The organism is Liquorilactobacillus mali KCTC 3596 = DSM 20444, assembly GCF_000260415.1.
Taxonomy (GTDB): domain Bacteria; phylum Bacillota; class Bacilli; order Lactobacillales; family Lactobacillaceae; genus Liquorilactobacillus; species Liquorilactobacillus mali.
Map to the genome: position 1 here is coordinate 70,425 of NZ_BACP01000062.1, position 9,314 is coordinate 79,738.

Annotated in this window: 23 protein-coding genes; all 23 read left to right on the forward strand. The window is 33.0% G+C overall.

Annotation, left to right across the window (positions count from 1 at the left end):
- Positions 1 to 96 precede the first annotated feature (96 nt).
- The 23 genes from GSM_RS11405 (at position 97) to GSM_RS11520 (ending at position 9,292) form a co-directional block, all read left to right on the forward strand.
- Positions 97 to 309 (forward strand): hypothetical protein, encoded by a 213-nt coding sequence (locus GSM_RS11405; protein ID WP_010078273.1) that lies wholly within the window; start codon positions 97 to 99, stop codon positions 307 to 309.
- A complete protein-coding gene (locus GSM_RS11410) occupies positions 309 to 677 on the forward strand; it encodes a hypothetical protein (protein WP_010078274.1) in 369 nt (122 codons plus the stop codon). Before GSM_RS11405 ends, GSM_RS11410 begins: the two co-directional genes overlap by 1 nt.
- A 15-nt stretch (positions 678 to 692) precedes the next feature.
- Positions 693 to 872 (forward strand): hypothetical protein, encoded by a 180-nt coding sequence (locus tag GSM_RS11415; RefSeq protein WP_029327441.1) that lies wholly within the window; start codon positions 693 to 695, stop codon positions 870 to 872.
- A 243-nt stretch (positions 873 to 1,115) separates the two neighbouring features.
- Positions 1,116 to 1,274, forward strand: a complete 159-nt coding sequence (locus GSM_RS15105; protein ID WP_155820753.1) for a hypothetical protein — start codon at positions 1,116 to 1,118, stop codon at positions 1,272 to 1,274.
- On the forward strand, positions 1,267 to 1,527 hold the full coding sequence (locus GSM_RS11430) for a hypothetical protein (RefSeq protein WP_010078275.1): 261 nt from the start codon (positions 1,267 to 1,269) through the stop codon (positions 1,525 to 1,527). The genes GSM_RS15105 and GSM_RS11430 overlap by 8 nt, the downstream gene beginning before the upstream one ends.
- Before the next feature lie 13 nt (positions 1,528 to 1,540).
- Complete coding sequence (locus GSM_RS11435) at positions 1,541 to 2,152, forward strand: hypothetical protein (protein WP_010078276.1); 612 nt, start codon at positions 1,541 to 1,543, stop codon at positions 2,150 to 2,152.
- Positions 2,124 to 2,528 (forward strand): beta barrel domain-containing protein, encoded by a 405-nt coding sequence (locus GSM_RS11440; protein ID WP_010078277.1) that lies wholly within the window; start codon positions 2,124 to 2,126, stop codon positions 2,526 to 2,528. Before GSM_RS11435 ends, GSM_RS11440 begins: the two co-directional genes overlap by 29 nt.
- 1 nt (position 2,529) lies before the next feature.
- Positions 2,530 to 2,748: a hypothetical protein gene (locus tag GSM_RS11445; protein ID WP_010078278.1), complete on the forward strand. Its 219-nt coding sequence runs from the start codon at positions 2,530 to 2,532 to the stop codon at positions 2,746 to 2,748.
- Between the two features lie 15 nt (positions 2,749 to 2,763).
- Positions 2,764 to 2,913, forward strand: a complete 150-nt coding sequence (locus GSM_RS15110) for a hypothetical protein (protein ID WP_155820755.1) — start codon at positions 2,764 to 2,766, stop codon at positions 2,911 to 2,913.
- Between the two features lie 50 nt (positions 2,914 to 2,963).
- Complete coding sequence (locus GSM_RS11455) at positions 2,964 to 3,431, forward strand: hypothetical protein (RefSeq protein ID WP_010078279.1); 468 nt, start codon at positions 2,964 to 2,966, stop codon at positions 3,429 to 3,431.
- 2 nt (positions 3,432 to 3,433) lie between these two features.
- Entirely contained in the window at positions 3,434 to 3,820 is a 387-nt protein-coding gene (locus GSM_RS14305) for a hypothetical protein (protein WP_010078280.1), read from the forward strand.
- A gap of 13 nt (positions 3,821 to 3,833) precedes the next feature.
- Positions 3,834 to 4,253, forward strand: a complete 420-nt coding sequence (locus GSM_RS11465) for a hypothetical protein (RefSeq protein ID WP_010078281.1) — start codon at positions 3,834 to 3,836, stop codon at positions 4,251 to 4,253.
- 12 nt (positions 4,254 to 4,265) lie between these two features.
- On the forward strand, positions 4,266 to 4,571 hold the full coding sequence (locus GSM_RS11470) for a hypothetical protein (protein ID WP_010078282.1): 306 nt from the start codon (positions 4,266 to 4,268) through the stop codon (positions 4,569 to 4,571).
- A gap of 8 nt (positions 4,572 to 4,579) precedes the next feature.
- Complete coding sequence (locus tag GSM_RS11475; protein WP_010078283.1) at positions 4,580 to 4,807, forward strand: hypothetical protein; 228 nt, start codon at positions 4,580 to 4,582, stop codon at positions 4,805 to 4,807.
- 66 nt (positions 4,808 to 4,873) lie between these two features.
- Entirely contained in the window at positions 4,874 to 5,299 is a 426-nt protein-coding gene (locus GSM_RS11480) for a hypothetical protein (RefSeq protein ID WP_010078284.1), read from the forward strand.
- Between the two features lie 14 nt (positions 5,300 to 5,313).
- On the forward strand, positions 5,314 to 5,529 hold the full coding sequence (locus tag GSM_RS11485) for a hypothetical protein (protein ID WP_010078285.1): 216 nt from the start codon (positions 5,314 to 5,316) through the stop codon (positions 5,527 to 5,529).
- Between the two features lie 2 nt (positions 5,530 to 5,531).
- Positions 5,532 to 5,828 (forward strand): hypothetical protein, encoded by a 297-nt coding sequence (locus GSM_RS11490; protein WP_010078286.1) that lies wholly within the window; start codon positions 5,532 to 5,534, stop codon positions 5,826 to 5,828.
- A gap of 101 nt (positions 5,829 to 5,929) precedes the next feature.
- A complete protein-coding gene (locus GSM_RS11495; protein WP_010078287.1) occupies positions 5,930 to 6,211 on the forward strand; it encodes a hypothetical protein in 282 nt (93 codons plus the stop codon).
- Between the two features lie 19 nt (positions 6,212 to 6,230).
- Positions 6,231 to 6,626 carry a hypothetical protein gene (locus GSM_RS11500; protein WP_010078288.1) on the forward strand — a complete coding sequence of 132 codons (396 nt, stop codon included), beginning with the start codon at positions 6,231 to 6,233 and terminating at the stop codon, positions 6,624 to 6,626.
- Positions 6,619 to 6,966 (forward strand): hypothetical protein, encoded by a 348-nt coding sequence (locus GSM_RS11505; RefSeq protein ID WP_010078289.1) that lies wholly within the window; start codon positions 6,619 to 6,621, stop codon positions 6,964 to 6,966. Before GSM_RS11500 ends, GSM_RS11505 begins: the two co-directional genes overlap by 8 nt.
- 175 nt (positions 6,967 to 7,141) lie before the next feature.
- Positions 7,142 to 7,966: a nicotinamide riboside transporter PnuC gene (pnuC, locus tag GSM_RS11510; RefSeq protein WP_010078290.1), complete on the forward strand. Its 825-nt coding sequence runs from the start codon at positions 7,142 to 7,144 to the stop codon at positions 7,964 to 7,966.
- A gap of 181 nt (positions 7,967 to 8,147) precedes the next feature.
- Positions 8,148 to 8,690: a hypothetical protein gene (locus GSM_RS11515; protein ID WP_010078291.1), complete on the forward strand. Its 543-nt coding sequence runs from the start codon at positions 8,148 to 8,150 to the stop codon at positions 8,688 to 8,690.
- A gap of 14 nt (positions 8,691 to 8,704) precedes the next feature.
- Entirely contained in the window at positions 8,705 to 9,292 is a 588-nt protein-coding gene (locus GSM_RS11520; protein ID WP_010078292.1) for a hypothetical protein, read from the forward strand.
- Positions 9,293 to 9,314 lie beyond the last annotated feature (22 nt).

The following is a 9,314-nucleotide window of genomic DNA, read 5'->3' on the forward strand; positions in this document are numbered from 1 at the left end:
ACAATTTTAGGGGCTTTTAAAGAGCCACAATCTCTTCTGGATATGGATAATGAAACGATGCTACATCAAGAGTATTTAAGATAAGGAGAGATATTCATGAATAAAGATATATATGAAATTGGTTACGGCCATGGAGAAGAAGACTATGGCAGAAGTATTGACGATTGTGACAAAGCTATTGCTCGACACAATACTCTAAATGGCAGTCCTCTATCAGAAGATGAAGAAGATATTTTTTATGACGGATATTCTGATGCGCAAGACACTTGTAGAGCTGATGAAGATTATATTAGAGGGAGTGGATTTTAATGACTAAAAGTGTTTTACATTATCCAGTATATGTAAATATGTATTTTGGTGGAGAATTAGATGTAGTAGATGATAAGTTACCCACCTTTACTCAACGTACTAAAAGATATGGTAGCTTTAAAAATAGAGATGAATTATCAAAAAAGATATTATTCATAGTATGTGGAAGTAATCCTAAAGATATTGATGAAGATGTTATGGTAGGACTTCAACAAGAATTAAATACTGATTTTGATTTGAATCAATGTGGGGATATTAGAATAACTCTTAAAAATATTAGAGACTTTAATAAGTATATAAGGAAATGCAATAAAAAAGGACTTACTGATTCTGAGATAGAAGGAGTAACAACTTACTTTCCTTATTGAGAGGAGGAAAAGAATATGAGTCAGAAGAGAGCTAGAAAATGGTACGATCAGTTAAAGGACACAAAGGTTCGTATGCGCAATGATGGTCATGAGATGTGGATTGAAAATAACACTCTTGTCACTAGGAATATAGATAATGGCATTATTAGCAAGTATGATAAGTATGGATTTGTAATTGCAACAGAAATAATTTAATAGTAGTAATATTGACATTTAGGAGGTATAATAACAATGTATTCATTTTTAATAATCTTAGGTATTTTGATATTTGCTTTAGTGGTCGAGTATTTAATCAAACCTATAATTTCTAAACGTATGGGAGTTGATATGAAATGCAAGAACCAGATTGGTCGGCACTGGAGAGGTATAGAGAAAACTTAGAGATAGAAGATGTTTTTGACACAAGAGAACCTTGGGAAATTGAGGAGGAGGAGGAAAATGAGGCGTACAAGAACAGTTTACGTTGTTTATGAGTCAGAATCTTTTGAGGGAATATCTAAAATTTTTGGAGTTTGCCAAGATATAGAATCTGCTGAACATTTATGTCATTGTGGTCATGGTTTTAGAGAATATGAAGAGGTAGCATACTTTGAATAAGTTAAGAGGTTCTGAAATGACTATTAAAGAAATTATCATGAAACTTGTGGGTCACATTAATTTTGTTGGTGAAACAGATTATGACAGCGCCAGTTGTGAAAATATTAAGACTCTGCTGAAAGTTATTGATGATTTAATGTCTGAGGTAAATAATGTCGAAGACACAGTCAAGGGACGTTGTGAATATTCAGCAAGACAAATCAATAATGAGATCAAGGACTTGAAAGAATTGTTAGGAGACTATATAGATTAGGAGGATATAGTTGATGAAACACTATGAAATAGGCGATAAGGTAGTTGTCGAGATTAAAGGCATGAGAGATATTGATTCAATCAGTAATGTAGCAAGTTATGCAATATTAAAAGATTACAATATGTTTGGCGATGATCTTGTTATTAGTGACGAGGCTATCTTAGGTAAAGTTGAAGATTTCACACCAAAACCAGAAAAAATCAGAATGACAGTCGAAGAAAAGAAAGAGTTTGATGATCTATGTAGTATCAAATCTCGCCTTGATATTGGAGAAATAATGTCAACGATTATACCACGAAAATACGACACCTTAAATAAAAGGTTGTATTATCAAGAGCTTCAAAACGGCAATATTAAAAAACAAATTGAGTTTGTTAAAGCACTTGAGCACCCAGAATTGATTGAGGTAGAACATGAATTTAAAATTGGAAATTCAGTGATCGTAGACACGGACGATTTTAAAGCACTAGGAATTATCGTTGGTACGGGTGTATGTAAATGTTTTAAGGTATTATTCAAATCAGGACTTGTTTCGTCAGTATTTTATAAGAAGATGAAACTTGTAAAAGAGAATGCGATAGATTGGGAGGATCAGAATGGGGAACGTCAAAAAGAAGAAGCCTAGAGACTATAAGGTCGGGGACAAGTTGTATGTAGTCATAGAAGATATTGATTTCTTTGGGAAAGAAGATACAACGTACAGAGAAGAGGAAATATCTGTAACGAGAATAAACACCAGCTCAATATACGTAAAATTTGTTGGTCAATCACGTGAAGAGAAGTTTAAACTGCGTGGTTCATTCCCAATTTCAGATGGTGGTTCAATGCTTGGACTTACGGAATACCTCACTGACAATCCAGATCTAGCCGATGAATGGAGCGAACAATACCAACATAACAAAGAAGTTAATTGGAAATTAGATGAACTATTTAAAAAAGTTAAAGAGTTATCAATTGAAGAAAAAGAAGACTTCTTAGCTAAGAATAAATTGGAGGATTAAAATGGGAAAGACAAATTTATACATTTCATTGCTTAAATTGTCAATGGTTGTTTCAACTACTTTAGGAGTAGGAATATTGACATTTGTTGCGTTGACAATCTTGGGAATTACTTCAACGTATTTCCTTTTCTGGGCGTTTGTCGTAGTTGTTATTATGCTCATTCTCGATATGTTGGCTACTGAAATAGTAATATATCTGTTTAATAAAGGAGATTCTTGAACGGGTGGTGAAGGTATGTGGCTATTATACAGAAAAGAATATGAAGATTTTTACTTACTTGGTCTGTATGCAGATATGGGAAAAGCTATGAAAGAAAGAGATAGTTTGGCAGCAGAAGATCAATGCAACGATTATGTTGTCCAATTTGTCGAGTGTTGTGGGTAATAAAAGACGTGTTTTATTAATAAAAACAATCAAAAAATGGAGGAATTGGAATGAGTAAAGTCGTAGATTTGAATGGAACAAAGTTTGAGGTAGAAGACACAAAGATCAAAAAGGTAACAGAATATCGCATTGGAGATACAGTTAAGATTCTAGATAATCGTTACAGCAATCCAGAAATATCAGACGGCATTATTGTAGATTTCCTCAACTTTAAGTCTCTTCCTACTGTTAGAATTGCACAGATTAGTAATAGTAATTTTTCAAGTAGCATTGACGTTTCCTTTATTTCAATTAATTCTAAAACAAAAGAGATCGAGATTATGCCAATTAGTCCAGATGAAATGAAGATTGACGTTACTCTAATGAATGAATTGTTTGATAGTAAGATTGCTACCAAGTTAAGAGAGTTGGACGAGTTGAAACATAAGAAGAACTTCTTTAATAAGTTCTTTGGACAGTCGGAAGAGGCGATTGATAAGATTGTCGAAGACGCATTTGAAACAGAGGAGGATAGGTAGTAATGGACAACAAAATCAATACTAGAAATATGAATATCAACATTAACAGTGTGAGATATAAGGTTTCTAGGACTAAAAAATTATGGGACGGAGGAGAACCTTGTTGGGGCGTGACGCTCTTTAAGGAAAACAAGATCAAGATAGACAATAGTTTATCTGCTCAAAAAATGGAACAAGTATTAGTTCACGAACTAGTTCATGCAACATTACATGAAGCTGGTCTTGAAAACTATTCTTGTGATGAAGAATTGGTTAATCCGCTTGGTAATGCACTTTACAGTTTAATCATGGAAAATCAACCGCTTTTCCGTACTATGATGGATAATTACAGGCGATATAGTGATAAGAGTTTAACAACAGTATCACAGATTGGTAAATATTTTAAATAGAAAGAGGTAAAAAATGGTAATTATATCATTGATCTTATTGGGAATACTAATTTATACCAACATTACTGGTATATGTGGGTTATTCAGAAGTGAAGAAAAAATTAAGGGTAGATTGAAAGATTTGAATGATGACAACTACAAGTCCATGGACTGTATGGCTGGTTGTTTTGGAATGCTCATGTATATTCCAGCGTTATTAATTGCAATATTTTGTGTTGGAGACAACGTGAGCATTCTCTTATTGATAATCATTGTTGTAGGTGAGTTTATTGAGGGCAATATTAGAATTAGTATCGTGAATCGAGTTGACAACAAGGACGGATATCTAAAATATTTGTTTAAAGAAAGATATAAGCTGCAATATATATTGTTTGAAATATATGAATTAATCGTATTTGTTTATGTATTCGTTGAGTTGTTCTTTAAATTATAGGAGGGTCTTTAGATGATTTGGGATAAGAAAACACCGCAAGTAAACTCGAACAATATTATCAATATTGACATATGGGTGATGTGTCAGTGGTGTCTTATTGCAGCGGAATCTCACCTATCATACAAGGGAACTAACATTAAGAGAGTTGGTCTTGCAGATGTTCTTAATGCGGGAGCGCAAGCAGATATAGGTGAGCCTAACACGGATTACGATAGTCGTATATTGATCTCCGTTAATAATCTAAGAGGTAGTTCAAAAATGCGTGATTATGTTGATAAGGAATTGGCGAAAAGTAACATTGAGTTTGAATGGTGGTGAGATATTAAGTGGTTGTGGCAACTGGAACAAAAGATCATAAACGTGTTTATGTATTAATGAGTAAATTCCATGATTGTCTTGGAATTTATCCAACTTTTGAAAAAGCACGAGAAGCACAGGGTTCTACCTTCACATTTATAGAGCAAGCTATCGAATATTATGTGAATGGACGCAGAATTGTTGAGGTGGGGAACACGGCAACAGATTGGATAAAGAATGAGAAAATTGATAATTAAAAATACTATTAATTTAATAGTATACATATTTTAATAATATGAAACACTTAATTGGAGGAATAAATAATGGAAAACAAGTTCAGAGGTTTAACAAGTAAAGGCAAGATGATTTACGGAGCATTACTATTCAATAGTTTTGGAACTATGTTTATTAGTGAGTTCGGTTCATCTAAGGCAGTGTCATATCCTTGGGCTAAACTCAATCCTGTAAAAGTCAAAGCAGCAGATGAGTACACCAAAGTTGATGATAGAGTTGGTATACAAGTCTTTGCTAATGATATTTTTGGTGTCAAAATTACTGATGAGAATGGTGCTAAAAGAGAATATGGCGTTGTTGAATTAATCAATGGACAATATGGAGTCAAATATAGTAGTGGACTGTTCTTTTCTGTATGGGATATTGTTCATGGATTAGCCGATTCAGATATGTTGAGCTTTGACCATATGGTAAAGGGTAATATTTATAATAATAGTTATTTATTAAATAAATAAAAGGGGTATGAACTATGAAACGTAAATACAATATTGGTGATTTAGTGAGAATTACTACAACTGCCAAAGATCCGATGAATTATTTAAGTGGAACTATTGTTGATATTAGAAGGATAAAGGCTAGTGACGATAATTATATTCAGTATAAAGTCAAGATTCCTACATCATTCGGTTTTCATTTAGGGATATACGGTGAAGAAAATTTAATATTTGTAAAGAGAGATGACTGATTATGGTAAAACATGGTGGTACAATTACCTTTGACAAAAGAGAACGGATGATTTTATCTGTCTCAATGTCGAATAATGAGTTAGCAGAGCTGATTAGATTATCTGCCAGACTGATTATTGAAAATAATGATTCACGGTTTACTGTTATGCAAATTCTTAGTGGACTTGCTTCAAATTTAGATTTGCAACAAATTAGTTCATATTGTGAACATTGTAAGAATGGCTACCCTACTATGGACTATCAAGGGTTCAAATTCTGTCCACATTGCGGAAGTAGGCTCTATAAGAAAAATTTGTAATATGAAAAGATTTTGATAGTACACATATTGACATATTATTTGTGTTCCAGTATACTATTATTCATAGCGATAACGAATCAAAAATATATGGGGGAAAGAAGATGCGTCAATTGCAGAGTGGTAATGCCAATTTTTTAGTTAAAACCGAAAGAGAGTGGGAGTTGTTAATGAAATTTCTTGAAGAACAAATCGTTGATCGAGTTATTTCTTGGGGGAACAAGTACCGTCCAACAGAAATCAATAATTGGAGCGACTTTGAGGAAAGAACCGTTGTTACACTTGAACAAGGAAAATTGACTTATGGTCGAATTGAGAATTTGGCTTATCCAACTTTTAGATACAATGGAGATCCATCATTAAAGATTTTTGAACTAATTTCATAATAATCAAGGAGGAACAGATATGAAAAGTGGTTATGTAACATTTAAAAATGGAGAATATATTCTTGCTACAAAACGAGGGCAATATGCAATAGAAACAAGTGATGATGGTTATTATCTCACCGATGAGGGTTCTGCTCTATCACGTAATAAAGTATTGTTATTGGATGTAGAAAAGGCAGCAGAGATTAGTAGGAAAACTGGTGGTAGATTAATTCCTCTTAATACGTCTAAGTTAGTCATGACTTATGGAATTAAATATGGTGAATCTGGTAACTATCCTACTTCTCCTTTAATAAGAGCTTTGAGAGCTTTCGATGAACTTGAAGAAGAAGAGATTTTAAGATTTTGGGGACATGAAGCTAATAAGATTGCAATAATTCTTAGAAAAGATTGGAGTAAACATACGGATGAATGAAAGCAAAGATGAATTATTTTGTGGACATACTCTTAGGGAATCATATTTTGAAGGCTTGATTAGAGCCAAGGAAGAGTTCGAGAAAAAATATCATAAAGAATTAAAGACTATCATGGAAGATCTGGACTTTAATCTTAAAAAAGGCAAAAAAAGTGTTACGTATTATAAAAATAAGGAAGACGAGGAAATTTGTGATTTTCTTTTTGGGAACAAAGGTCTTTTCAACCTGTTTTATGGCAATGTTGCTGAGGTTACCCCTATACCTGAAATAAATAGAGTTTATATCAGGTATGTTCCAAGAAAAAGTGTAGAGGCAGAGGTTAGAAATAACCTTAATTAAAAGTAGTAATATTACAATTTTGTGGAGGTGAATGGTCATAGTAAAGAATCAGAACGCCCCACCTAATCAATGACTTTTCAAATATGGATCAAGAAAGTCATGTCATCAGAAAATTGGGTGTGACTGGATAAGCAAATTAAAATAGCTAATAAAAATTAAGGGAGATATTTATTTAATGGAAAATTTAACAGGACGTTTTGAAGGAAATTATTTCGGATGGATTAAGGAACAATTGGTATCTGTACCAAAATCAATGTGGACAATGTGGGGATTTGGAGCTGGAATGGAAACCATCCTTTTTCTAACTGGACAAATTCAATTTATAACATTTATGGCATTATTAGGGACATTATTCGGTATGGCATGTGTATGTAGTATGGCTTCTGGACACCCAATTAACGGAATGCTGGGTGCTGTGAGTGTAATAGCATATATTACTGTAAATTTACCAGCACATCATTACTTTAGCGTTTTAGACCAGTTGTTCTTCCTATTCTTAATTGATATTCCCCTAATGCTGAAATGGCGCACATGGGGTCGTGGAGATAATTCAGAAATTAAAAATCTAATTGATGTTGATAGTCTTAAAAACACATTTTCAACAGGAGAATCAAAATTTGGTAAAAAGATTCTATCTATTATCAAAAATATTTTTAAGGCATTCTGGAAATATTTACTAGTTATTATTGCAGTATTAGCGTTGTGGTTTGCATTATATCACATTGGACATTTACGAATTATGAATGATTACAATGTATATTGGGATTCTTTGGCACTCGCAATTGGAGCAGTTGCTTCTGTATTATGCTTTACACGTTATACTCAAACATATACTTTATGGTTAGTGTCTGACGCTGTTAATATAGCTCTTTGGTTTTACGCTTTGAAAGACGGTTACTCACAAGCAGCATTGCCAATGTTGGCTATGACATTATTCTATACAGCTTCAGCGGTATATGGTAGATTCTTTGCAATATGGAATGGTAAAAAGCAAAAATAATCTTGTAGTAAAATTTGAATCATGTTATCCTAAATACATTCAAATAAAATCTATTTGAACACTGCTACCATTGGTCTGAACAGCCAATGGTTTTTTTATTGTCAAATTTTAATAGTAGTAAATTTGACATTTAAAAGATGACGAGTTATACTTTGAAAGTAGTAAAATAAAGGAGGGAAACATGAAAAGGTTTATTGTATTCATTACAATAACATTGTTAATCGGTGTTTCATTTATTGGAATAAAGCAGCACATCATTAGTGATAGTAGTAATATTACAATTGTCAAGAAAAAGTACAGAAATATCACGAAAGTGTCTAGCAACAATAAAGCGAGATACGAAGAGATCGAAAGAGAAGAGAGTATTAAAAATGCTCATGATGAGTCAATTTTAAGATATGCTCATGAAGTCGAAAATTTAGACATGAATACTCTAAACCGAAGATTTCATTCCTCTTGGAGCAATGACGATATGGGACTGGTTGGTTACATGATGAATCGAATAGGATATAGAAACTTCAACTTGTCTTCATTCATCAAAGGTGGTCAACTAATCTTTTACAGCCAATCAGACGTTGGTGATATTTATGTTTATGGAAGCCAAGAGAATCCACAATATTTAGCAATGAAAATGGATGGAGACAATGTACTAATGTTAGTCTCTGGAAAAATTAAGATAGTGGACAGTAATGTAGTTCCGAACGAAGTAATCAAATTAAATTAAAGGAAGGTATAGATATGAATATCAAAAATGTATTAGGTAAAGCACAGGCAATTACAGGAAAGCGTGGTACAGGCAAGACTACAAAATTGATTGAATTAGTCAATAAACACGTAAAGCAAGAAGGATTAAATTACATCATTCTTACTTCTGACAGACCTATGGCGGATTCATTAGAGAGAAGAATAAACTCCTCTAATGATGAATGGCACGAATATAAGATTTTAACTCTAAATGATTTTGTTGGAACTGTTGTACCGTCTGGGATAGAAAACATTGATATTTATATTGATGAAATTAATCTCATGGAAGTCGAGCTTTTATACAGACTTTTCAAAAAGTTGCCACCACTTTCTAGAATTATGGCATACACATATGATGACCCAGAGCCAATCGTGACAAATAGGAAAGAAGACAATGAGATCACATTCCTTCTTAAAGTTCCACACGTCAACGACATGTATTACGCATTGCAACCAGATGGAGAAGTAATTGCGACAGAGTTAAATAGTTTCAGAAATTGCCTATATGAGTTTACGCAAAATGAGATTCACAATCATGGACTTGACAATGATTATGTCAAACAGATAGCAATTATCAAATGATAAAACTCATATTTTATCTAGA

Bases quoted from the DNA above. Each gene is read 5' to 3' on its own strand.
- GSM_RS11495 (WP_010078287.1), top strand. From the start codon at position 5,930: ATGCGTCAATTGCAGAGTGGTAATGCCAATTTTTTAGTTAAAACCGAA.
- GSM_RS14305 (WP_010078280.1), top strand. From the start codon at position 3,434: ATGGACAACAAAATCAATACTAGAAATATGAATATCAACATTAACAGT.
- GSM_RS11485 (WP_010078285.1), top strand. From the start codon at position 5,314: ATGAAACGTAAATACAATATTGGTGATTTAGTGAGAATTACTACAACT.
- GSM_RS11415 (WP_029327441.1), top strand. From the start codon at position 693: ATGAGTCAGAAGAGAGCTAGAAAATGGTACGATCAGTTAAAGGACACA.
- GSM_RS11465 (WP_010078281.1), top strand. From the start codon at position 3,834: ATGGTAATTATATCATTGATCTTATTGGGAATACTAATTTATACCAAC.
- GSM_RS11445 (WP_010078278.1), top strand. From the start codon at position 2,530: ATGGGAAAGACAAATTTATACATTTCATTGCTTAAATTGTCAATGGTT.
- GSM_RS15110 (WP_155820755.1), top strand. From the start codon at position 2,764: ATGTGGCTATTATACAGAAAAGAATATGAAGATTTTTACTTACTTGGT.
- GSM_RS11440 (WP_010078277.1), top strand. From the start codon at position 2,124: ATGGGGAACGTCAAAAAGAAGAAGCCTAGAGACTATAAGGTCGGGGAC.
- GSM_RS11410 (WP_010078274.1), top strand. From the start codon at position 309: ATGACTAAAAGTGTTTTACATTATCCAGTATATGTAAATATGTATTTT.
- GSM_RS11455 (WP_010078279.1), top strand. From the start codon at position 2,964: ATGAGTAAAGTCGTAGATTTGAATGGAACAAAGTTTGAGGTAGAAGAC.
- GSM_RS11515 (WP_010078291.1), top strand. From the start codon at position 8,148: ATGAAAAGGTTTATTGTATTCATTACAATAACATTGTTAATCGGTGTT.
- GSM_RS15105 (WP_155820753.1), top strand. From the start codon at position 1,116: ATGAGGCGTACAAGAACAGTTTACGTTGTTTATGAGTCAGAATCTTTT.
- pnuC (WP_010078290.1), top strand. From the start codon at position 7,142: ATGGAAAATTTAACAGGACGTTTTGAAGGAAATTATTTCGGATGGATT.
- GSM_RS11505 (WP_010078289.1), top strand. From the start codon at position 6,619: ATGAATGAAAGCAAAGATGAATTATTTTGTGGACATACTCTTAGGGAA.
- GSM_RS11500 (WP_010078288.1), top strand. From the start codon at position 6,231: ATGAAAAGTGGTTATGTAACATTTAAAAATGGAGAATATATTCTTGCT.
- GSM_RS11405 (WP_010078273.1), top strand. From the start codon at position 97: ATGAATAAAGATATATATGAAATTGGTTACGGCCATGGAGAAGAAGAC.
- GSM_RS11490 (WP_010078286.1), top strand. From the start codon at position 5,532: ATGGTAAAACATGGTGGTACAATTACCTTTGACAAAAGAGAACGGATG.
- GSM_RS11480 (WP_010078284.1), top strand. From the start codon at position 4,874: ATGGAAAACAAGTTCAGAGGTTTAACAAGTAAAGGCAAGATGATTTAC.
- GSM_RS11520 (WP_010078292.1), top strand. From the start codon at position 8,705: ATGAATATCAAAAATGTATTAGGTAAAGCACAGGCAATTACAGGAAAG.
- GSM_RS11470 (WP_010078282.1), top strand. From the start codon at position 4,266: ATGATTTGGGATAAGAAAACACCGCAAGTAAACTCGAACAATATTATC.
- GSM_RS11435 (WP_010078276.1), top strand. From the start codon at position 1,541: ATGAAACACTATGAAATAGGCGATAAGGTAGTTGTCGAGATTAAAGGC.